Origin of the sequence: Clostridioides sp. GD02377, assembly GCF_045899875.1 — a bacterium.
Lineage (GTDB): Bacteria > Bacillota > Clostridia > Peptostreptococcales > Peptostreptococcaceae > Clostridioides > Clostridioides difficile_A.
On record NZ_JBJODA010000014.1, the window covers coordinates 26721 to 49659 of the forward strand.

The 22939-nt window shown below is 29.2% G+C and carries 18 protein-coding genes; 2 read left to right on the forward strand and 16 right to left on the reverse strand.

Annotated features, from left to right (window positions below; translation table 11 throughout):
• Nucleotides 1–139: 139 nt before the first annotated feature.
• The 3 genes from Q3304_RS13240 to Q3304_RS13250 all read right to left on the reverse strand — a co-directional run bounded on the left by Q3304_RS13240 (nt 140) and on the right by Q3304_RS13250 (nt 2620).
• Nucleotides 140–646 carry a GNAT family N-acetyltransferase gene (locus tag Q3304_RS13240; protein ID WP_407813749.1) on the reverse strand — a complete coding sequence of 169 codons (507 nt, stop codon included), beginning with the start codon at nt 644–646 and terminating at the stop codon, nt 140–142.
• A 291-nt stretch (nt 647–937) separates the two neighbouring features.
• Nucleotides 938–1876, reverse strand: a complete 939-nt coding sequence (blaCDD, locus tag Q3304_RS13245) for a CDD family class D beta-lactamase (protein WP_407813748.1) — start codon at nt 1874–1876, stop codon at nt 938–940.
• Nucleotides 1877–1903: 27 nt separating this feature from the next.
• The gene (locus tag Q3304_RS13250; protein ID WP_407813747.1) at nt 1904–2620 is read right to left on the reverse strand and encodes a hypothetical protein; all 717 of its coding nucleotides are present in this window, start codon (nt 2618–2620) and stop codon (nt 1904–1906) included.
• A gap of 331 nt (nt 2621–2951) precedes the next feature.
• On the opposite strand from Q3304_RS13250, the gene Q3304_RS13255 reads away from it, so the two are divergent.
• The gene (locus Q3304_RS13255; RefSeq protein ID WP_407813746.1) at nt 2952–5195 is read left to right on the forward strand and encodes an ATP-binding cassette domain-containing protein; all 2244 of its coding nucleotides are present in this window, start codon (nt 2952–2954) and stop codon (nt 5193–5195) included.
• A gap of 261 nt (nt 5196–5456) precedes the next feature.
• Here the strand turns inward: Q3304_RS13255 and Q3304_RS13260 are convergent, their stop codons facing one another.
• The 3 genes from Q3304_RS13260 to Q3304_RS13270 form a co-directional block, all read right to left on the reverse strand.
• Nucleotides 5457–7571 carry a HelD family protein gene (locus Q3304_RS13260; RefSeq protein ID WP_407813745.1) on the reverse strand — a complete coding sequence of 705 codons (2115 nt, stop codon included), beginning with the start codon at nt 7569–7571 and terminating at the stop codon, nt 5457–5459.
• A 78-nt stretch (nt 7572–7649) separates the two neighbouring features.
• Nucleotides 7650–8504 carry a helix-turn-helix transcriptional regulator gene (locus Q3304_RS13265; RefSeq protein WP_054268971.1) on the reverse strand — a complete coding sequence of 285 codons (855 nt, stop codon included), beginning with the start codon at nt 8502–8504 and terminating at the stop codon, nt 7650–7652.
• Between the two features lie 214 nt (nt 8505–8718).
• Nucleotides 8719–9615 (reverse strand): LysR family transcriptional regulator, encoded by an 897-nt coding sequence (locus Q3304_RS13270; protein ID WP_407813744.1) that lies wholly within the window; start codon nt 9613–9615, stop codon nt 8719–8721.
• Nucleotides 9616–9735: 120 nt separating this feature from the next.
• Here Q3304_RS13270 and Q3304_RS13275 point away from each other — a divergent pair, with 120 nt between their 5' ends.
• The gene (locus Q3304_RS13275; protein ID WP_407813743.1) at nt 9736–11058 is read left to right on the forward strand and encodes an MATE family efflux transporter; all 1323 of its coding nucleotides are present in this window, start codon (nt 9736–9738) and stop codon (nt 11056–11058) included.
• 64 nt (nt 11059–11122) lie between these two features.
• On the opposite strand, the gene Q3304_RS13280 is transcribed toward Q3304_RS13275, so the two are convergent.
• The 10 genes from Q3304_RS13280 to Q3304_RS13325 form a co-directional block, all read right to left on the reverse strand.
• Complete coding sequence (locus Q3304_RS13280) at nt 11123–11479, reverse strand: VOC family protein (protein WP_219673834.1); 357 nt, start codon at nt 11477–11479, stop codon at nt 11123–11125.
• Between the two features lie 256 nt (nt 11480–11735).
• The gene (gene nhaC / locus Q3304_RS13285; protein WP_407813742.1) at nt 11736–13157 is read right to left on the reverse strand and encodes a Na+/H+ antiporter NhaC; all 1422 of its coding nucleotides are present in this window, start codon (nt 13155–13157) and stop codon (nt 11736–11738) included.
• 29 nt (nt 13158–13186) lie between these two features.
• On the reverse strand, nt 13187–14251 hold the full coding sequence (gene orr / locus Q3304_RS13290) for an ornithine racemase Orr (RefSeq protein WP_231301300.1): 1065 nt from the start codon (nt 14249–14251) through the stop codon (nt 13187–13189).
• Nucleotides 14236–15645 carry a GlmL-related ornithine degradation protein gene (locus tag Q3304_RS13295; RefSeq protein WP_074179984.1) on the reverse strand — a complete coding sequence of 470 codons (1410 nt, stop codon included), beginning with the start codon at nt 15643–15645 and terminating at the stop codon, nt 14236–14238. Before Q3304_RS13295 ends, orr begins: the two co-directional genes overlap by 16 nt.
• Nucleotides 15635–17842, reverse strand: a complete 2208-nt coding sequence (gene oraE / locus Q3304_RS13300) for a D-ornithine 4,5-aminomutase subunit OraE (RefSeq protein ID WP_407813741.1) — start codon at nt 17840–17842, stop codon at nt 15635–15637. The genes Q3304_RS13295 and oraE overlap by 11 nt, the downstream gene beginning before the upstream one ends.
• Nucleotides 17836–18210 carry an ornithine aminomutase subunit alpha gene (locus Q3304_RS13305; RefSeq protein ID WP_021382945.1) on the reverse strand — a complete coding sequence of 125 codons (375 nt, stop codon included), beginning with the start codon at nt 18208–18210 and terminating at the stop codon, nt 17836–17838. Before Q3304_RS13305 ends, oraE begins: the two co-directional genes overlap by 7 nt.
• A gap of 77 nt (nt 18211–18287) precedes the next feature.
• Nucleotides 18288–19721 carry a 2-amino-4-oxopentanoate thiolase subunit OrtB gene (gene ortB / locus Q3304_RS13310; protein ID WP_176702550.1) on the reverse strand — a complete coding sequence of 478 codons (1434 nt, stop codon included), beginning with the start codon at nt 19719–19721 and terminating at the stop codon, nt 18288–18290.
• A complete protein-coding gene (ortA, locus tag Q3304_RS13315; RefSeq protein WP_243194156.1) occupies nt 19714–20022 on the reverse strand; it encodes a 2-amino-4-oxopentanoate thiolase subunit OrtA in 309 nt (102 codons plus the stop codon). Before ortA ends, ortB begins: the two co-directional genes overlap by 8 nt.
• A 34-nt stretch (nt 20023–20056) precedes the next feature.
• Complete coding sequence (ord, locus tag Q3304_RS13320; protein ID WP_407813740.1) at nt 20057–21124, reverse strand: 2,4-diaminopentanoate dehydrogenase; 1068 nt, start codon at nt 21122–21124, stop codon at nt 20057–20059.
• A 228-nt stretch (nt 21125–21352) separates the two neighbouring features.
• Nucleotides 21353–22726, reverse strand: coding sequence for a sigma-54 interaction domain-containing protein (locus Q3304_RS13325; RefSeq protein ID WP_407813739.1), 1374 nt, complete (start codon nt 22724–22726; stop codon nt 21353–21355).
• Between the last annotated feature and the right edge of the window lie 213 nt (nt 22727–22939).

Consider the following 22939-nt stretch of genomic DNA (forward strand, 5'->3'; position numbering starts at 1 on the left):
ATCTCCTTTATGGTTAAATTTTATCAACCTAAAATGACATTATAGTGACACAAATCTAAATATAAACAACTATTAAAATGCCTGCTTTAATTAGGCGAATTATATTTTATAAACACATTTATATTTTAATTATTTTTAATTAGTCTAAGTCACTTTTACTCAAAAAATCACTCTTACTTAAGTGATATAAATCATTTTCTTCATCGTATTCAAAATTATTCGTTCTTAAAGAGTTACAAGAAGCAAGATTTTCTTTTTCTGGTTTAACTACTATTCTTTCAGCTTCTGTTTCATTAAATATTTTATGTATAATCAATTTAATGATTGCTTTTCCAATACCTTTCCTTAAATACTCTTCCTCTCCAATTAAATAATCTATACTAAACGTACCTATAATTAGTATTTCAGGGTGAAAGATTTCATTTGCACTAAGACAGTCATAATATTGGCAAAACCCAATTGGCATATTATCATACATAACAATAAAATGTTTTATAAAACTAAATTCCCCAAATCTAGCTTTAATTTCTTTTATCCATTCTTCAGAACTTTTAAACCATTTAAGTATATATTCTTGGTTAATCCAGTTTTCTATCAATTTGACATCTTCATCATATACAGGTCTGATATATAGTAGTCTATCCATAACCTTCAGCTCCTTAAAATATTATTTTATTCTTTAATTACCTTTATATATTTTTATATATTATTTAAGATTATAATGTAAAATAAAAACTATGCAACATATTTTATTTATACTTTTAATATATTGCATAGTCTCTAAGAGCTATTAACATTTATTTTAATATGTATTATGATTTATTTTATTACTCAATAACAAATATTTTATGTACTATAAGATTTAGACATAATCTATACTTAACTTAGTAAAATTATTTAATGACTAAATAGCTTATACATGCAAATAAAATTAAGCTTATTTTGCGATATTATAGTATTTCTTAATTATATTAATTGCAATCTCTTTTACCTTTGGACCTGTAACTTCTTTATTGGGATCATCTGATTTAATAGCAAAATAATAAGTATCATCTTTAATCTCTACCATACCAACAAACCAAGCATCTACATGTTGATTTTTTCCATCATATCCTGTTCCAGTTTTTCCATACAAATTTATGTTTTTGTCATTTACATCTATTTTCATAATATCTTTTAAAATATTAATATGCTCTTTTTTAAAGCTTGTATCTCCTTCAAATATCTTTGCTACTGTTTCTGCTTGCTCTTTTGGAGATATTTGTAATGAAGATTCTAACCAAAATCCATTTAAATGTCCCATTCCATTTTTTAAATCGCCTTCCCATTCACTAATATCGCAGTTTCCATATTTTAAATCATCTAGAATTTTTTGAACAGAATTAGAGTCAACTTTATTTAATAATTTTTTATAGTACCAAACACAAGATTGCTTAAATGCCTCTTCCAAATTAAGATTTCTATTCCAATTTTTATTTTTATAAATTGTTCCATCATATCCCATAACTGATTCTTTGTTGTTTATTACTCCTTTTTCTAGACCAATTAGAGTTGAAACTATTTTAAAAGTAGAACATGGTGACCTTCTTGTTTCGATTAATTCTTTGTTATATATATTATATTCTTTATTTTTAGTATTATAAAAAACAGCTCCTCCACTAATATTTTTAAAACAATCACTATAATCAACTATATTAATTTTTTCTTTTTTATTTTTATCCCTGTTTTCAGTTTTGGAGTTATTTAATTCAGAGTTTATATAAGTCTTATCATGCTTTTGTTTTGTATCGTTATGCTTTTTTCCTACATAATATACTCCCATAGCTATGACAATTAGGAGAATAACTATCCAAATAAAATCATTTTTTCTTTTCATACTTTATACCATCTCCTCTACATAAGCTTATAGCCCACCTTTAAAATAATAGACATTATTTGTAATATACTCCAATCTAGGAGCTTGGATACTTCTGTTTATAAAATCTAACTTTGGTTTAACATCTTTTAGGTCTTTAAAAATTACAATACCATCAATAGACTGTAATTCAGCTCCAAAGAAAAAATAGACTAAATTTCTATCTCCAGAAATTTTAACTACATCTAAATTTCTGTTTAGTTTTTTCATTTTTTTTATTACTTCTTTAGAAAATATCTTCTCCAATTCGTTTTTATCAGATTCAATATAAAAGGTACATTCAGAGCTTAACTTTTTTTCATCATAGACTTTCAAAATAGCTTTAGCTACTACACTATAATCTTCTTCATAAAGTTTAAATCTAAAACTTTCACTTGGACTAGGAATAAATATAGTGCCTATACTTATAAAGATACCAAATATACATCCAATCATTTTTCTTTTATTTAAATCTTTTTTATAGTAAAGCTTAATCATATGTACTAAAATCCATATAAATGCAATTAACATCAATGGTATTGCAAATAAGCCTATAAATAGTAGAATTACTCCTCCCCTATATATGATATTTCCACACAAAAATAAAAAATCACTTACAATAAATAGAATTAAAGGGATAACTATGTCTCTTATATTTTCTTTACCTAATATAATTATGTTGATTGAAGCTATGATGAAGATACTTAATATAACTATTAGTATCATTATGTCCTCCTTTCAGTTAGTGAGGTAATTATTTGTTCTTTATTTAAAACTTACTATTGTAATATTTAAATATTACAATAGTAAGTTTTAAATGTCAAGTCGTTTTAATTGTATAATTATCTTTATATTTATCAAATTACGAGTATCTATTATGTACTTTTTTATCTATTATCAACTAGCATTTATTCAGATTGTGTGAGACTGATTAAACTTAGAAATACTTCCTATAACATAGCAGAATATATCAAGAAAGTAGCTTTTAATTTTATTATAATATGGTTACATAATATAATTGCTTTACTAAAATGTACTCAGAAAGGATTTAACATTCATGTCAAATATTATAATAAAAGGACTTACACAAAATAACCTAAAAAATATATCATTTAAAATTCCTAAAAATAAAATTGTTGTTTTTACTGGTGTTTCTGGCTCTGGAAAATCCAGTATCGTATTTGATACAATCGCATCAGAATCACAAAGACAGATGAATGAAACATATTCTTCATTTATCAGAAATAGACTACCTAAGTATAGAAAACCTCAGGTAGAGCTGATTGATAATTTAACTGCTTCTGTAATCGTAGACCAAACTCCTCTTGGTGGTAATGCACGTTCCACAGTTGGTACTATAAGTGATTTGTATTCATCACTAAGATTATTATTTTCTAGAATTGGAGAACCTTACATAGGAACAACTTCACATTTTTCTTTTAATGACCCAAATGGTATGTGTAAAAATTGTTCTGGGATTGGTAGAGTTAAAGTAATCAATATTGAATCTATTATAAATCCTGAAAATTCATGGAATACAGGATGTATAAATGACTCTTTATTTAAACCTAATTCATGGTACTGGAAGCAGTATGCAGAGTCTGGACTTTTTGACTTAGATAAACCTATAAAGGATTATTCTTTAGAAGAATATAATTTATTGCTTTATGGCTCAAAAAATAAAGATGGCAAACAGGAAAATCCAAAAATAGAAGGTATTTTTAACAAATATAATCAAACATATCTAAATCGAGATATTAGCAATATGAGTAAACACACAAAAGAAAAATCAGAAAGACTTATAACAGATAAAGAATGTCCTATCTGCCACGGAAAAAGATTAAATAAAGAAACTCTTAACTGCACTATCTTAGGATATTCGATTGCAGATATGTGTGATATGGAACTTACTGACCTTTATTATTTATTGTTACAAATAAAAGATAAAAGAGTTGAAACTGTAATAAAGACTCTTGCTGATGGTTTAAAAAGAATGATTGATATTGGACTTCTTTACCTACATCTAAATAGAGAATCATCATCTCTATCTGGAGGAGAAGCTCAAAGATTAAAACTTGTACGCTATATGGGAAGTAGCCTCACAGGTATGACTTATATTTTCGATGAACCTAGTACTGGTATGCACTCACGAGATGTACATCGTATGAATCAGTTATTAAAAAAACTTAGAGATAGAGAAAACACTGTCCTTGTGGTAGAGCATGATAAAGACGTTATCTCCATAGCAGATGAAGTTATAGATATTGGACCGAGTGCCGGTATGCATGGTGGACATGTTGTATTCCAAGGTTCTTATGACAAATTACTTTTAGCAAATACTCTTACTTCAAATGCAATGAATCTATCCTTACCTATAAAAACTAATTCTCGTCAGCCAAAATGTACCCTTCCAATTAGAGATGCTTGTATAAATAATCTAAAACATGTTGATGTAGATTTACCAGTGGGAATTATGACTGTTGTTACTGGAGTAGCAGGTTCTGGCAAGAGTACTTTAATCTCTCATGTTTTCGCACAAAAGTACGAAAAAGATGTTATTAAAATCGACCAAAGCCGTATTACAGCTACAAACCGTTCTATGCCTGCTACATTTCTTGGTTTCTTTGATGAGATAAGAAAAGTATTTGCTAAAGAAAATAATGTTGAAGAAGGTTTATTCAGCTTTAATTCAAAGGGAGCTTGTCCTGTTTGCGATGGTAAAGGAGTACTTGTTACAGAGCTTGTATTCATGGACCCTATTATTAATACATGTGAAGCTTGCAAAGGTACTAGATATAGTAAAGAAGTTTTGTCAAAATTATATAAAGGCAAACATATAGTTGATGTACTATCCATGACAGTCGATGAAGCTCTTGAATTTTTTACAGAAAAGAAGCTTTGTAAAATCTTACAAACCATGAAAGATGTTGGCTTATCTTATATGACCTTAGGTCAACCGCTTAGCACACTATCTGGAGGAGAACGTCAACGAATTAAGTTAGCTAAAAACCTCAACAAAAAAGGTACTATCTATATTTTAGATGAGCCGACTACAGGCCTTCATGGTTCTGATATTGAAAAACTTATGTTGATTTTTGAGCATATAGTCGATAAAGGTAATACTATAATTATAATTGAACATAATTTGGATGTATTGAAACAAGCTGATTGGGTGATTGATATTGGTCCTGATGGTGGCAGAAATGGTGGTCAGGTCGTATTTGAAGGTACACCACTAGAAATGTTTGAAAGAGGTTGCACTATAACATCAGATTTCCTTAGAAAATCAATAAAGGTATAGATAATATAATACTACTATTAAGAGATTAAGAACTATTACATATATATTACTACTTTGTTTTAGTTCATAAATTTAAAGTTTAACTTTATTTTGAAAGAAATTAACATTATAAAAGCTATAAATCATAAAATTTTATTAAATTTCAAATGTAATTTATAGCTTTTATTTTTTATTTGTTTATAAGTATTATTTTTTATTGATTTATTGATGAATCTTTGCCCCAATTCTCATTTATGATAATAAATGCATATAAAATATAATCTACATGCTTATAAGTTGAGTTAATGTACCAACATATGTTAACTTAAGTTTGTGCATAGCTCGTGTACAAGCAATATACAACAAACTGCGGTCATAATCACTATAATATGTTTTATTATTTACTGAAGGTACAATAACTTCATCAAACTCTAGACCTTTTGACATTTTAATAGAAGTTATGGAGACTCCTTTTGTAAAGCTAGAACTTTCAGAAGATATTAAGTGAACACTATATTCTTCCCTTAGCACATCATATATAGCTTTAGCGTCATTATCTGTCTTTAATATAATACCAAGAGTAGCATTATCACTCCTTTTAAATTCTTCAATTTCTATTTTTATCTTATTTATCTCATCTTGTTCGTTATTACATTTTAATAAAGCTGGTTCTTCGCCATGTCGCTCAATAGGCTCTAATGAAGATATGTCTTGAATCTTTTTTGTGAAATTAATAATCTCAAAAGTAGAACGGTAACTCTTGTTCAACATAACTAGTTCCCCATCATCATATAGTTGTTTCATATCATCTAGTGTGTGAGTATGATTGGGATTAACTAATTGTCCAAAATCTCCAAGAATAGTCTTTTTACACTTAAAAAGCAAGTTTATTACAGCATATTGAATAGGTGTATAATCCTGCATTTCGTCAATAACAATATGTCTTATAACCTTATCTTCTTGTAATCCTTCATATGCAGCATGGATATATATAAATGGATATACATCTGACCATTCAAGTGTTTTCTTTTCTGGCATCACAAACATGTTTGATATATTCATTTGCTTAAAGAAATCCTTATACAACAAAAGGGTATTTTTTATTTTCAACATTCCATTTAAGTTCTTAAGTATGCTTTTTACTCTTGGTAAATCTTCTTCCATAATATTATCTGTTTCGAATCTATAACGAATATCTTCAGCTACCTTTTCAAGTCTTCTCTTAACTGGATATTTATTATATGCATCAAATCTACTCTGTATCCAATCACTTTTAGCTATGAAGTCTCCAAAAATATAATCTTCTGGAATAAAAATCTTATTAGGCATTTGTTTTATATAACTATCCATAAGTTTTACAAAATCAAGTGTAGATTTAAAACGCACTCTTTCACTCCATTTAGCATCATTTATTTCTAATGGGTTTCTCTCACTTTCAAAGTTAATTATTCTCTCTAATTGTACTTCTGCTATATTTTCAAAGCTTAATTCACATAATGGTTCTTCTCCAAGTTCTGGTAGAACATTGGAAATATAGTCTCCAAAAACTTTATTAGGTGATAGGATAATTACATTATTTGCTGATATTTTATCTTTAAATCTATAAAGAAGAAAAGCAATTCTATGTAATGCTATAGATGTTTTACCAGAACCAGCTACCCCTTGAATAATCAATGTATTAGCTTTATCATTTCTGATAATTTGATTTTGTTCTTTTTGTATTGTTGAAATAATTGACTTCATTTTCTCGTCTGAAGTATGACTAAGTTCTTTTTGAAGAATATCATCTTGTATATTGATAGAACTTTCTAATGCGTATTCCAATTTCCCATTTTTGATTTTAAATTGTCGCTTTCTTGTTATTTCTCCATCTACCCATCCTATTGGCGCATCATATCCTGCTACTCCTATTTCATAATCATAAAACATACTAGCAATTGGAGAACGCCAATCAAGTATTAACAGTTCATCTTCATAATCAAATGCAAATCTACCTATGTAGTACTTATATTCATCATCCACATCTTTCAATCTAAAATCTATTCTAGCAAAATATGGAGAATCTTTAGTTTTATCAATCTTATCTCGAACTTTCACCATAAAAGCTCCATAGTTATCTATTTGTTTTAGTGATTGTTCATTTTGAAACATTTCATGTGGGTCTATTTCGCCCCTATTTTTTACCATATACATTTTGGCTTCCATATAATCTCTCTCAAGTTTTCCAACAAGATTTTCAGCTTTATTAAAAGCATCTTCTATCTTATTGTTTATATCTATTAGATGTACAATCTCATCTGGAAAAGAAGTCAATAGCTCTGTATCATGTTCATATATGTTATGTTCACAATCAAATACAATAGAATCAAAATTTACTACCTGTTTATTTTTAGACATTTAAATCCTCCTTGTTAATTAAGTACTTATATTGAATCATTATACTTAATTATATTTTGGAGTTTTTAATCATTATTGCTATTTATTGTTCTTTTTATCTACAGAAGTCATGACAAATTTTTGAGTAGGATATCCAAATTCCACAAGCAACTCTGCTTCTGCAAATCCCAACTTCTTTATCATATCTCTATGCCCTGTATCGGCTTTGTCACCCTCTCGAAAGGTAGTAATTGAGATATCTGTATCTATCAAGAAATCTTCAATAACTTTCTTCAAAAACACTTGTGCAATATCTGAATTACGATATTGTGGATGTATACCAAAAAAATCAATACTTCTAGTTTCTCTATTAAATATCATATTTGCAATAGCAATATTATTAAGCTTTAATATCAAGGCTCTTTCTTCTAAAATATACTGTTCCAATTGAGAAATATATTCTTCCTCTTGCAAATTTGGAAATCCATCTATGACTAATCGCACTAAATTCATCCACAATGGTATATCAGACATATTTGCAAGTTTAATTTCTTTTTCCAACTCTAACACGTTTTTTGAAAATAAATCGTCTTTTTTCAAAACAAATCTTAGCTGCAAAGGATAAAATTCTTGTTCTTTTCGATATTTATTTGGAGATTTTTTGTACATAGCTTTAAATATAGAAGTGAATGCTTGTTGACTTTCATATCCAGCTATCAATGCAATTTCAATTATTGGTTTCTTTGAAAATACCAATAGTTTTGCTGCTTCTGTTAATTTTCTTCGCTTTATATAATCATGCATCGTCAAGCCAACAGAAGATGTGAAAGTTCTATGTAAGTGATATTTTGAATAATGAACAGCATTAGCAACTATATCTAAATCCAGCTTATCTGATAAATGCTCCTCTATATAGTCAATAGCTGTTATGACATTAATTACTTTATAAGACATTGCAGCTCTCCTCCTTTTATCCACGCAACATTATATCAATCATCACTTAGTCATATTTAATGAATCTTGCTCTTTTGTAAACAAATTTATTTTTATATGTACTTTATATTTACTATAGTATACTTAATAATTTTTCCAATCCTAATAATAATTGTTTCCAAAATAATATCTTAACCTCATAATAAATTCTTAGTTCAATAGTTTAATATAACTTTTACTTTTTAATTAAAGACTCTAACCCTTTAATTTTCAATAATTTTTCATTTAGTAAATCTAAAAAATTATTTATTATTTCTTTCTTACTAGATTCCTTAATTAAGTAATAAATAAATCTATCTGGAGGTGCATCTTTTATATAATGTATTTCGATATTTGATATTTCTTTAAGATGGTATGCTACTGACACTGGCACAATAGCCCACACATTTTCTTGCCTCATAAAGTACTCCAAAAGTGACATCTGGTCTAGAAATACTTTAGGTTGAAGAGTTGAACGAAACCAAAAATTGTGCCATAAATTATATTCAGGATTCCACGGAAGCCTTATCTCATCAGCAACATCTAAGATAGAAGGATGTAACTCACTTTTATATTTTGAACCATAACTTGTTACTAGTAACATAGCTTCTTTAAATATTGGTATTGTTTCTATATTATTAAAAAACATATCATCAGAAATAAGTGCTATATCTACTTCTCCCTTTGAAATGTAATCATATGCTTCATAAGAATGATAATTGTAAAAGTTTATATTATATTCTGGATATGTGTTCATAAAGCATGAAAATACATCTGGAAGTATATATGAACTTACACTCCCTATAGAGGATATGTTTAGAATTTTACTTCTATCCATTTTAGTTATAGACTTGGCTTCTTGTAAAAGAATTTTATATTTTTCTGCAATTGGTACAAATGCTTTTCCCTCTTCTGTCAACTCTGATATTCGTATACCTTTTTTTCTTCTAATTAACTTGTATCCTAGTTCTGTTTCTAATGCATTTATTCTTCTACTTAATGCTGGCTGAGTAACATACAAACTTTCAGCAGCAGCAGAAATACTACCTAACTTTATAACAGTCAAAAATGCTTGTATCTCAAGTTCTGTCATAACCTTACCTCAATTCATAATATAAATATTTATTTATATTATATGGCTAAAAACGGCATTTTACAATTATTTGATATGACTGTAAACTAATTATATCTTAAAATTTAACGAGGTGCTATTATGAAATATACAACTAACTTAACAGAGGGAAATATAAAAAGAGAATTGTTTATACTTATGTTACCATTGCTTTTAGGAAATATACTTCAACAACTTTACAATACTATTGATGCTATTATAGTTGGTAGATTTGTAAGCCAAACTGCCTTTGCTGCTGTAGGTGTAGCAGGTACTATTATGAATCTTTTTATATTTATATTAAGTGGTAGTTGCACAGGTATTTCAATTATCTTTGCACATTTTTATGGTGCCAATGACTTGTCTTCATTTAGAAGAGAATCTTTTTTAGCAACTATTTTTGGAGCTACATTGACTTTTGTATTAAGTATATGCTCAATATTTATACTATCTCCACTATTAAACATAATTAATACTCCACATGAGGTTGCAAGTATAGCAAAATCTTACTTAAATATTATTTTTTGTGGACTCATTGCAACATATTTTTATAATCTGTTATCAGCAACTTTGAGAGCTGTTGGTAATACCAAATCGGCCCTTATTATTTTAATGTTTTCAATGATAATGAATACTGTTTTAGATTTAGTTTTTGTTGCAGTATGTAATTTTGGAATTCAAGGAGCAGCCTTTGCAACCGTATTATCACAGACACTCGCATCACTTCTTTGTTTCGTTTATATAAGAAAAAATATCTCATTTCTTTTATTTAAAAGAGAGGATATGAAATTTGAATGGAAATTATTAAAATTAACTATCTCTTATAGTCTAATCTCTGCTCTCCACCAATCTAGTCTGTATATTGGAAAACTACTAGTACAAGGTGCTGTAAATATAATGGGAACAGATATGATTACATCATATACTGCTACAACAAGAATTGAAGGGTTTGCTAATTCTTTTGGAGATAGTGGAGCTGAGGCCATATCTATATTTGTTGCACAAAATACTGGAAATAAGGACAGAAAAAGAGCAAAGCAAGGATTTTATACAGGATTTATTATTCTGGTGTGTCTAGGAATTGGATTATCTTTAATAATGTACTTTTTTTCAGAAACTACTGTTGGACTTATGATGAGCAATACAAATAATGACATTATGATAAATGGTGTAGAATATATGAAAACTATTTCTATTTTTTATGTCTTATGTTTTATAGGAAGCGCCTTTGTTGGCTGGTACCGAGGAAGTGGTAAAGTAAACATCCCTGTAATTGGAACTATCTTACATATATCAATTCGTGTAATTCTTTCTTATTTGCTTATTCAAAGATTTGGTCTAAAGTCTGTAGCATTTGCTACTGGAATAGGTTGGGTTTCTGTTGTATTATTTCAATACATTGTTTTCTATATGTCAAAAGAATAAAAAGGTGAACACTATACAAAGTTCACCTTTATGTAATAATCTTCTATTCTATTTTTAACTAATCTTATTTTGTATGTTGAACATACTCTACAATTGTGCCATCTGGATGTTTTACTGTCATATTATATCCTGTAGGAACTTTTTTCTTATCTCTTACCACAACTGCTCCATTCTTTAATAGATAACTTCTCCATTCATCAACAGAGTCAACCATAAAAGTAGATTTTGTTTCTATAAATGGTTTGAGAGCATCATCAGAACCAGATAATAGTAAGACATTTCCTACCTGTGCTAGTTCCAATCCAACTTCTTTATAAGAAAAACGTAGAGAACATTTTTCTTTTAAAACATTCTCATAAAAAGATATTGCTTTCTCTATATCTTGAATATAAAAACGTGTTAATATATCATATATTTCCATGTGTTTCCCCCTGTATCTACTTCTCTTATTTATCCTAAATTATATCACTCTATAAATTGTATAACAACGAGTTAATTATTATCTCTTTACCATATCAAGTACACAATACTCTTCTAACTAATATATGTTTAAAAGACTTGCCTAATTTTAAGGCAAGTCTGAAAATAAATCTCCTTTTTATGAAAAATTTATACAAATAATTTTAATATTAAAAGAATAAGTTAATATAAAAACTGCCAAGTTAAACTTATTAACGTCATACATCAAAATTTAAACAAGTTTCAGGTTCATCTTCTATTTTTGCTATTTTAAACTTACATGCAATTAAAACTAGAGATACCAATGGATTTATAATATTTAATAATGCATATGGACCATATGTTAATGCTGATACACCTAATGTAGCTGTTATATATGCTCCACATGTATTCCATGGCACTAATGGAGAAGTTAAAGTCCCACTATCTTCTAAAGCCCTTGATAACATTTTAGGGTGTATACCTCTTTTTTTATATTCCTTATTATACATTCTTCCTGGTATAACTATAGATAAGTATTGTTCTCCTGCTATTATGTTAGTAACTGTACAAGTTACCATTGTACATAATACTGTTCCAAATACACCCTTTGCTAGTCTTAATAAAGAAGATGCTACTACTTCAAGCATACCTGTTTTTTCTAAAATACCTCCAAGAGATAGAGCACATATTGTTAAAGATACAGTAGACATCATATTCATAATCCCACCTTTAGATAATAAAGCATCTACCTCTTCTATTTGTGTTGATGAAACATATCCATTTTGTGCTGCATCCAATATTGTACTCATGGATTCCCCTTGAAAAACTACTGCAAACAATACTCCTAATACAGCACCTACTATAAGTCCTGGTATAGCAGGCACTTTAAATACAACTAATCCAATTACTATTACTGGAGCTAATAATAATACTGGTGATAAAGTATTAAATGTAGAATCTAATGTAGACCTAATTAATTCTATCTGCTTTATATCTAATGCTTGACCTGAATACTTCATTCCAATTACACCATAAATTACTAAACAAATTAATAATGATGGTATAGTTGAATATAACATATATTTTATATGTGTAAACAAATCTGTTCCTGCCATTGCTGGAGCTAAATTAGTAGTTTCAGATAAAGGTGATAATTTATCTCCAAAGTAAGCTCCAGATATTATAGAGCCTACTATCAATCCAACTGGCATACCTAAACTTTGACCAATTCCTAAAAGAGCTACTCCAACTGTCCCCATTGTACTCCATGATGAACCAGTTGCAAGAGACACTATTGCACAGACTAATGTTGATGCCACTAAAAAAATATTTGGTGATAAAATTTTTAGTCCCCAATAAATCATACATGGAACTACTCCACTTACTATCCAAGTTCCTATAAGTACGCCTATTATAATTATAATTAAGATTGCTTGCATTGCCATCTTTATACTATTAAACATACTTAACTCTAAGTCTTTCCATTTAAATCCAAGCCTATATACAGCTACAAGTCCTGCTACTGCTGCAGCTCCTATTAGTGGCACATGAGGTGATGAACCATATACTAATACTCCTAGGCTTAAAAATAATATCAAACAAGTAATTGGTATCATTGCATCAAACAGACTTGCTTTTCTACATTCTCGCTCTTTCATAAAGTAATTTCCTCCTAATTATTTGAACACTACACTATAATTTTTTTTGAAACGTATTCACTTGTACTAGATGACATGATACCTCCATAAGTTAATAAGAATTCCACATTATCACCTACTTTATAATCATGTTTTGTGTTACTTACATCTAATATCATGTGGTCTGAACTTGCTCCTAATATTTTTATATAAGTGTCTATTGGAATTAAAGAGTCAATATTTATATCCTGTTTACCTATAGCTATAATTGCCCTTTTTAAGATTCCTTTATCTTCATAAACAGGTTTTTTTCTAAAAGCATCAACCCCTATTTCTCCAATGGGAACTGATGGTTTTTCCTTACATTCAATTATTTGGCATACCAATTTAAATACATCTTGATATGCTCCATGTATATTTTTACCATATGCTGTTTCTCTGCCAAGTATAATAGATTCTCCTATTCTTAAATTAGTAATACCCTCTGGCATAGTATTACTTATAATTAGATGCATAGAACTTGAATTTCCTCCAGATACTATTTCTACATTTATACCAAATTCTTCTTCCATCTTTCGTGCTATACTTACTAATCTGCCTGTATTTTCTCTAGATGGTATAACAGCTCCATAACAAGTTAAGTTTGTAGCTATACCAATTATTTTAATATTTTTTAATCTTACTATCTCTCTTACACTATTAAAAAAATCTTCTTCATAAAAGTATCCTTCTCGTAAATCCCCTAAGTCAAACATAAGAACTACCTTATGAATAACATTTTTACTTTTACACAATTCATTTAATTTCTTTATGGTTTCCAGTTCTGAGTTAAGGCTAATATCACAATAATTGATAACTTCTTCTAATTCACTTATCATGGGTATTCTAATCAGCATTTTAGGCAAATTTATATTTTGTAATTTTTTTAGGTTCTGTATCCTTGAATCTGCTATATGGTCTATTCCTTCACAACATACTGATTCTACTACCTCTTTTTGTGCACAAAATGATTTAGTTACAAAAGATACCTTAATATTTTTTTCATGACACTTCTGTGAAATTATTTTGACATTATGTTTTAATTTTTCTATATCTATTTCTAATCTAGGGTACATAATCTTTCCTCCTTGAAGTTTAAACTTTTTAGTAGGAGCTTAAGAGATGCTTCTTCATATTTTTTAGATAAAACACCCATAGATGCCATAATATAGTCATTATCTATCAATATCTTTGTTTTCTCTTTTGGAAATAGTAATTCTTTATTTTTATTGTATTTAAGCATACTGTTTAATATTTTAATTCTACTAGGGAGCCTAGTAAGTGCTCCCCCTGTACCAACTATATATCTTACTTCTGTTAAATCTTTTCCTTCTGCAATTTTGACTTTTCCAGTTGTTCCATAAATATTTCTTATTTTTCCAGAGTGTCTTAACATAGCTTTGATAACAGCTTCTGTTGTCAGTCTCTCAACAAATAGGATTTCTTCTTTTGATTTTGGTATTGGTGGATAATTATCTATTATTGAATCAATATCTATAGATAATTCATTTTGTAGGTTTTCTTTACCTATAACTTCTACTATATTTTTCATATTTACATATACACCTAAATCTCCCTCAACACTTCTCTTCGCTACAGGTTCAGGATTAACTAAGATTTTATTGATATAGTCACTTCCATCTGTAACAGAGTGTACATCAGTAGTTGCTCCACCTACATCTAAAGTTAATAAATCTCCAATATTTTTATATAATAATTTAGATGCTTCCATTACAGCGCCTGGTGTTGGAGTAATATTTTCATTAACCATTTTTTTAATATACTTCATTCCTGGTGCTGTAGTTATGTGGTCTTCAAATACACCTTGAATAATTTTTCTTGTAGGCTCTATATTCAATAAATCTATTTTAGGATATACATTTTCTGTTATATATAGTTTATAGTTTGTATCTTCGAATATTAATTTTACTTCATCTTGATTTTCAATATTTCCAGCATATATAACTGGTATATCTAAATTCATAGAAGCTATCATTTCTGCATTATAAATAGCTGTATCTCTTTCTCCATAATCAACTCCACCAGCTATTAAAATTATGTTTGGATTTATTTCTTTTATTTTATTTAAATCAGTTCTTTTAATTCTACCTGATGTTACTTGACGAATAACAGCTCCAGCTCCTAGAGCAGCTTCTTTAGCTGCTTTTACTGTCATATCATATACTAAACCATGTACAGTCATTTTTAACCCACCAGCTGCACTAGAAGTTGCAAACATATCATTATATTTTATATCCTCTACAGATAATTTATTAGCTAAATCCTTAATAGCACCTGACAAGCCATTTCTTACATCTCCACCTTCAAACACTGTTGTTGGAGCTTGACCTTGACCTAAAAATACAGGATTCTCAGTATCAATATTATGGAAAGCATTTACTACAGTGGTAGTACTTCCAATTTCAGCTACCAACACATCTATTTTCAAAGAAATTTTTTTATTTTCCATTATTCATTTCTCTTCTTTTTTCAACTAAGAAAGTGGCTACATGAATACCTTTACTGTTTCTTCCAAATCCAGCATCTATTCCTTGTTCAACGGCTATTTCAGGTGTTACTTGTGTTCCTCCACATGCTATCATTACTTTATCTCTTATACCTTTTTCTACACAATAATCATGTAATTTCTTCATGTTTTTATAGTGAATATCATCATGACTTATTATTGTAGATGCAAGTATTGCATCTGCATTTAGTTCAATTGCTGCATCTACCAATTTTTCTACAGGCACAGAAGTTCCTAGATAATGACATTCTATACCATACTTTTCAATACCACCATGTTTTATATCTATTATTTCCCTTAAACCAACTGAGTGTTCATCTTCTCCAACTGTAGCTGAAACTATTTTCATAGGTCTTTCTTCTATATCAGCTCTTATTTCTTCATCAGTCAGTACTTTAGGCTCTTCTGGTATTACTAAATTGTTTAAATCTATATCGAATGGAACTCTTCCTTTCACTTCTATTCTAGTACCTTCAGATTCATGCATCACTTCTCTACTTATAACTTCAACTTCTTGCAAGTTCATTTTCTTTACAAATTCCAAAGCTGCAAACTCGGCTGTTCTTTTATCATTAGGTAACATCATAGTTATCATTACAATTCCATCTGCACACCATTCCATTTCAGGCTTGATTTTATCTCCATTTCTGTATTCTTCTGATTCTTTTAGTCTGTTTTCCACATTGTCAAAATCATCAAGCTCATCAATATATATGATTTTATCTGGATTTTCAAATGTGCATCCGTCTATTAATATTGATGGATTATCTATAGCATTTTCATCATACTGAGCTACATTGTTGTATCCAAAGTGAGCAGTTACAGGTGCTAGATAATCTTCTTCTCTTTCATAAACAGTACCTTCTCCAACTCCGCCTTTTATTTTTCTAGATATACCATCACCATTTCTTTCTGGATAATTTCCAGAATCAACGAAAAATTCTTGCTCTACAGACTCAAAATATCCACCAACTTCAAATATTTCTTCCATATATAGTACAGCTCTTTCTTTAAGCTCTCTTGCTTTATCTCTTAATTCACCAACATCTTTAAGTTCTATCATATCCATAAGGCCATCCATACCAATTAAGGCTTGTTTTGCTGTATCACATGCTTCTATGTTGTATATATGCCAAGGTACATTTCTACCTTCATCAGGCGTTATAGTTGATTGTATGTCAGCTCTAGTTAGTACTGATGTTAATAAATTTAATACATGAGTAACTGTTGCTTCTCTAGTTGATGATTCCATATATTTAGTATTCATTTGGGCTCTCATCTTATAATCACTAAATAATTCTCTAAGTGCAACAGCATAAGGTAAGTCTATTCTTAAGCATGGTGCTGGAGGAGCTGTTGGTGGCACTGTTGATAAACATATATTACTTTTATCTATCCCTATTTTCTCAGAGAATATAGAGTTTAAAGCATGTTGAACCATAAGTTCAGGCATTACCTTCCATGCTTCTCTAGCAGTAGCATTAGCATTATGTGCTCCATCTATTTGAGCTATATTCGCAAAAGCCATTATTTTTTTAGCTTCACAAGCATCTACAAAAGACCTTATCATATTTATATTTCTATATAGAACATTGTATTGTGGGTCTTGGTGCGCTCCATTGACTCCTTCTTCAGCAAACATTACTGCTACTTCAGGACCAGCAACACCACTTACATATGAATGGTAATTAATAGGTCTGCCAACTTCTTCTTCTATAAAATCAAGAGCTTTTCTTTGAGCTCTTACTTGTTTTCTTGTTATTGGAACTCCACCTATACCTTGAGGAGTACCTTCTATAAGTCCGTCAAAATGGGATTGCCCAGCAGTTCTAATAACCATTAAATGGTCAGCACCATGATGAGCTGCCATCCTCATTCTTCTTATATCATCTTCAAATCTACCAGAAGCTATTTCAGTAGTAATAATGGGGCTTGGTTGAGGGTCAATATTATTGAAATATTTAGATGATGGTAACCCTACACTCTTCTTTAAAGGTTTTGTACAGTCTTTATATTCAAAAGGTCCCATTTCAAGATTTTCCAGATGTTCTCTCCAAACCCAACCTCTTCTCTTTGGTTTATATTTATCCAAATCTTTTAATATATAGTCTATATCTAGTTTTTTATTTTCCTTTAACATGATTCTACCCCTTCTCTAAATAAACATGTAACTTCATCCCAGTATTCACCATTAACTAATAATAAACCAGCTTCTCTAACTGTTATATTTTTAGATTTAGCCAACTTATAAACTACATGCCCTGCCCCTTTACCTATAAGACCTCTTTCCATAACACCTTCTAAAATAGGTTTTACTTCAAGAGAAGAAAATCCCATTCTTAACAAAACAGACCTTTCTATTGATGGTGTTGTGTTCTTTTTGCCAAGGTCTATCATTGGCTCTACTATTTGGGTAGCTAAACTCCAAAACCTTTCTTTTAACTCATCATCACTTAGTTCTTGAAGATGTTTTCTTCTAACTTCAAAATCATCCTCTCTTTTTTTCATGAACATTCCCCCATCCGTATAATTTTAATTGAATTTTCCGACTATTTATTTCGCATTAAATTAAAAATTAGTAATTATTATAAATTATTTAATGTATCAACAACAAAATCTCTCGAACTTTTTACTTCTTCCATTAAATACTCTATATCTTGATTACTTAAATTATCAACATTCTCAATGTTATTGTTGGATATACAATTTTTTATAAATGATTTTCTTATTTTATTCATATCAATGTCAACACATTTTAATAATTCTGGCCTTTCTGGTAATATTAAGTTTACTCCTGCAATCTCTTCTCTTGGATTTCCAAATTTTATATCTATTCCATTTTCTCTTGCAAAGGTAAGTTGTGGACATATATGTTTACCTGCTCCTGTATACTCTGTTTCTTGTACTACTATAACTTTATCTTCATCCAATTCTTGAGCTAAAGAGAATGCTGCCGCTAAAGATGTATTTCCTGCAGGGCCTCTTTCTATTCCTTCTAGTTGTGCCAATAATTCAGTTGTATAAAAAACTTCTCCTTGCTTTACTAATACATATCTATCCATATATCTAAGCGGCCTAGCTGCAGACCTAGGTACATCTGACCTATCAGGCCACGTACAGAATGGTATACCAAAACCTGTATGCCCTGTTGTAAATGATTTTTTATTAAATTGATTATCACTAGCCATGTGTAATCCTTTTAAGTCAACACTTGCTCCTACTACTTTAGTATTAAGAGAACCAGCTTTTATCAATCCTCTTGCAGTTCCAGTGAGATTACCTCCACCTGCATTTGTACAAACAACTACATCAGGGTCTTTTTTATATTTTTCTCTAAATTGAATAGCCAACTCATACCCTAAAGTCTCTACACCTGCAATTCCAAATGGTGAATATAATGATGCATTAAAATAGCCTGTTTCTTCTAATAAAACTAAGAATGTATAAAATAATTCTGGTCCAACAGTTAATTGAATAACTTCTGCTCCATATGCCTCACATTTTCTAGCTTTTTCTATAATTTCAGGTTGACCTATACCATTAGAATCATAACACTCTTGAACTATTATACATTTTAGACCCTGCATAGCTGCTTGAGATGCTACAGCTGCACCATAGTTCCCACTAGTAGCTGCTATTACGCCTTTATATCCCATTTTTTTAGCATGATATACAGCAGTAGCTGCTCTTCTTGCTTTAAAGCTACCAGATGCATTCATTGCTTCATCTTTTACAAATATTCTAGCTCCTTTACCCTCTGGAGCACATTTTCTAGCTAATTTAGTTAAATTTTTAAGTTCTATTATGGGAGTATTCCCAACAGCATATTGTGACTGAATTACTTCAATATCCTGTAATGTATATCCTGTTTCACCCATCATTTTTTCATAATCAAATCCTATTCCTTCTTGTTCAAAAGAAGAGTAATCCAATCCAATCGCATTTTTCATTATTTCATTATTTCTTCCCATAACAGCTTTATAACTCATATCTTTCATTGATGCTGTATTATTATTCATTATATACACCTCCAAATAATATTTCTTTAGCCTGTATTCCTATTTGGAGTAATTCTGGTATACATTTACCATAATCATGAGTATAATATGGATTTACTTTAAGTAAATTACCTTTTACAAGTCTACCTGTAATTGTTTTAACTTCTACTAAATCACCTATAGAAGCATCCCTTTGTATAAATCCTTTAACCCACATTTCTAAGGATACTTTCTTAGTATCCTCTGGAACTTGTGGAGCTCTTTCTTCTGGAGTCAATACTATATTGTGTATAATAACCCAATCATTAACTTTAGCATCCATTTTTTCATCTCCTTATTAACCAGCTATTATTTTATTAATTGGCATTTGATTCTTCCTCTAATTCAACTTCAATCTGATTTCTTACATCTCCCATTATTGCTCTAGGCACTGGTATATCTAACATAGTTTTAAGACCTGGTCTAGCATTTATTATTAATGGAATAGAGTTTACTATCATTGCATAAGTGCCCACTCCTCCAGGTATCTCAGGATTTATTTGTAAATCAATGTTTGGTATACCTTTTATTGATACATAATCTCCTGTTTTAATACCTTCTGCTTCAGGTATTATCTGTTGTGGATGCTCCATTTCAATCAAAATATCTCCATTTACATATCCATATCCACATTGTCTACAACCAGCAACATTTCCAGCCAATGCCTCTCCATACTTAGATTTTCTATCTACTGTAGTCATTATTGGTTCTTTTGTTTGTTCTATCTTATCTAGTTTCCATCCTAATCCATCAGCTATCATATTTATTGATTCTACAAATCCTACATGACCTGCTATAGTATTATTTTCTACACCTTTTATAAATTCCTCTCTTGTTACTCCTACACCTTGTTCTACCATAACAGATTTTCCAAAAGGAGATAAATCATTTACTCTCTTAGCTTTTATACTAGTAACTTCCTCACAAGTTCCTGAAAGTGCTAATACTAGTAAATCCAACACAAATCCTGGATTTATTCCTGTTCCAAGTATACTTACTCCATTCTCCTTTGCAACTTCATCCATTTTTTTAGCTAAATCTGCATCATCAGCTTGTGGATATGCCATTTGCTCTGCTGTTGATATAACATTTATTTTTCTATTTAACAAGAACATTATTTTATCAAAAGCCTTTTTAGTAAATGAATCAGTTGCTAATAAAACAACATCTACACTTTTTTCTTTAAAAACTTCTTCATAATTTCCATTGATAATAACTTCTGGTCTTTCTCCTCTTTCAATTTCTAAGATGTCATACATACTTTTCCCTGAAGTACTTCTACTACAAACAGATACTATTTCCACACCTTCTTTTTTTAGAATCATATTAGCCATACCTATTCCCATAGCTCCAAATCCCCATATTCCAACTCTTACTTTTCTCATATATACACCCTCCTAAAAATTTATATCTTCTCAATAAATAGTTAAAGCATAAATCATGCCAACTTCAAAATTAAAGTAACTATTTCTTGAAACGTTGAAACTATAATTATTTTGTTATGTGTTTTCATAAATAAAAAATTATATCTATTTTGAAACATAAAAAAAGAGCAAAAAATTTTGCTCTTTTATAATAATTTTGCTCCTTTATTTTTCTTTTTTATTTTTTATTTATAAGATTTTAATATTATATTTTTTTATTTTATATTGTAAGTTTTGCCTATTCATACCTAAGATTGATGCTGCTTTAGTTATATTGTACGATGTTTTTTCTAATGATTCACATATATACTTTTCTTCTATCTCGCTAATAATATTATTAAGTGTCTTGTCCTCCAAATCATTTAAAGAATAATCGTTACTCTCTTTATTCTCTTTAAGATTGTAATAGTCATTTATATTAATCATACTTGTTTCTATTTGTACCTCGTCCTCCATCATACTCATAGTACAATAAATTATGTTTTCTAGTTCTCTTATGTTACCTTGCCAGTCATAATTTTTTAAGGTTTGGATAGCTTCCTCTGAAATTCCTACCACTTTTTTATTTAATTTTTTGTTATACTTTGAAATAAATTTTTTGCATAACAAAGATATATCTTCTTTTCTATCTCTAAGAGGAGGAATTTTTATATGAATTATGTTAAGTCTATAATATAAATCTTTTCTTATTTTATTCTCTTTCAAAATAACTTTTGGACTTTCATTTGTTGTTGCAATAATTCTTACATCAACAGGTATATCCTTAGTTCCACCAATTCTTCTTACATAACCTTCTTGCAAAACCCTTAGTAATTTAGCTTGTAACATAATAGGCATAGAATTTATTTCATCTAATAATAAAGTTCCTTTGTTAGCTTGTTCAAACAAACCTGGTCTATCTACTGCTCCTGTAAATCCTCCCTTGCTAGTCCCAAATAATATTCCTTCAAATAGTGACTCTGGTAGAGCTGCACAATTTTGTGCTATAAACGGATAATTTTTTCTATTACTTCCATAATGAATGGACTGACTAAATAACTCTTTACCCGTTCCAGTTTCTCCATATATAAATACTGAAGCGTCAGACTTACAGGCTTTCTTAGATTTTGTTATTGCCTCTTTAATTAGATTACTTTCCCCTAAAATATCATCAAAGTCATAACCTTTCTTTTGTTGATTATTAACTTTGTTGATTAAATTTTTTTTATAGTTTCTGTTTAATAAAGTTTCTATAGTTGTCATATTTTTTGATATTTCAAGTGCTCCTACAAATTCCCCTTTAATATCAATTGGTATTGTAGTATTGATTGCTGTTATTTCTTTCCCGTTTTTATCTAGATATTTTTGAACATTGTCTTTGATAATTTTCCTTTTTTCCAAAACTTCTACTAGTGTACTTCTATTTATTTTCATTTTGCTGACTATATCAAAAAATGAATTCGTTAAAATATCTTGTCTGTTCATTTTTTCCATTTTTTGTACAGAATCATTGTAGATTATAGTTTTCCCTTCGTTGTTAACAAAATGGACCCCTTCGTCAATATTTTCTAATATTTCATTCATTATTTTAAAAAATATCTCTTGGTTCAACTATATCACCCCAATACTTAAATATATAAAAACCCAAAAAATTAATAAAATAGTATTACTGTATTTATATTATCATATATTTATGATATTTTTTATGCACATTGTATTAATATATCCTTAAGCCTATTCATATATTTCTGTTATTTCATATTTATACATGATATAATCTACTAAATAAAAATTTTG

Excerpts from the sequence above, each read along its gene's own strand:
- Q3304_RS13240 (WP_407813749.1), bottom strand. The coding sequence starts at position 646 with ATGGATAGACTACTATATATCAGACCTGTATATGATGAAGATGTCAAA.
- blaCDD (WP_407813748.1), bottom strand. The coding sequence starts at position 1,876 with ATGAAAAGAAAAAATGATTTTATTTGGATAGTTATTCTCCTAATTGTC.
- Q3304_RS13250 (WP_407813747.1), bottom strand. The coding sequence starts at position 2,620 with ATGATACTAATAGTTATATTAAGTATCTTCATCATAGCTTCAATCAAC.
- Q3304_RS13255 (WP_407813746.1), top strand. The coding sequence starts at position 2,952 with ATGTCAAATATTATAATAAAAGGACTTACACAAAATAACCTAAAAAAT.
- Q3304_RS13260 (WP_407813745.1), bottom strand. The coding sequence starts at position 7,571 with ATGTCTAAAAATAAACAGGTAGTAAATTTTGATTCTATTGTATTTGAT.
- Q3304_RS13265 (WP_054268971.1), bottom strand. The coding sequence starts at position 8,504 with ATGTCTTATAAAGTAATTAATGTCATAACAGCTATTGACTATATAGAG.
- Q3304_RS13270 (WP_407813744.1), bottom strand. The coding sequence starts at position 9,615 with ATGACAGAACTTGAGATACAAGCATTTTTGACTGTTATAAAGTTAGGT.
- Q3304_RS13275 (WP_407813743.1), top strand. The coding sequence starts at position 9,736 with ATGAAATATACAACTAACTTAACAGAGGGAAATATAAAAAGAGAATTG.
- Q3304_RS13280 (WP_219673834.1), bottom strand. The coding sequence starts at position 11,479 with ATGGAAATATATGATATATTAACACGTTTTTATATTCAAGATATAGAG.
- nhaC (WP_407813742.1), bottom strand. The coding sequence starts at position 13,157 with ATGAAAGAGCGAGAATGTAGAAAAGCAAGTCTGTTTGATGCAATGATA.
- orr (WP_231301300.1), bottom strand. The coding sequence starts at position 14,251 with ATGTACCCTAGATTAGAAATAGATATAGAAAAATTAAAACATAATGTC.
- Q3304_RS13295 (WP_074179984.1), bottom strand. The coding sequence starts at position 15,645 with ATGGAAAATAAAAAAATTTCTTTGAAAATAGATGTGTTGGTAGCTGAA.
- oraE (WP_407813741.1), bottom strand. The coding sequence starts at position 17,842 with ATGTTAAAGGAAAATAAAAAACTAGATATAGACTATATATTAAAAGAT.
- Q3304_RS13305 (WP_021382945.1), bottom strand. The coding sequence starts at position 18,210 with ATGAAAAAAAGAGAGGATGATTTTGAAGTTAGAAGAAAACATCTTCAA.
- ortB (WP_176702550.1), bottom strand. The coding sequence starts at position 19,721 with ATGAATAATAATACAGCATCAATGAAAGATATGAGTTATAAAGCTGTT.
- ortA (WP_243194156.1), bottom strand. The coding sequence starts at position 20,022 with ATGGATGCTAAAGTTAATGATTGGGTTATTATACACAATATAGTATTG.
- ord (WP_407813740.1), bottom strand. The coding sequence starts at position 21,124 with ATGAGAAAAGTAAGAGTTGGAATATGGGGATTTGGAGCTATGGGAATA.
- Q3304_RS13325 (WP_407813739.1), bottom strand. The coding sequence starts at position 22,726 with ATGAATGAAATATTAGAAAATATTGACGAAGGGGTCCATTTTGTTAAC.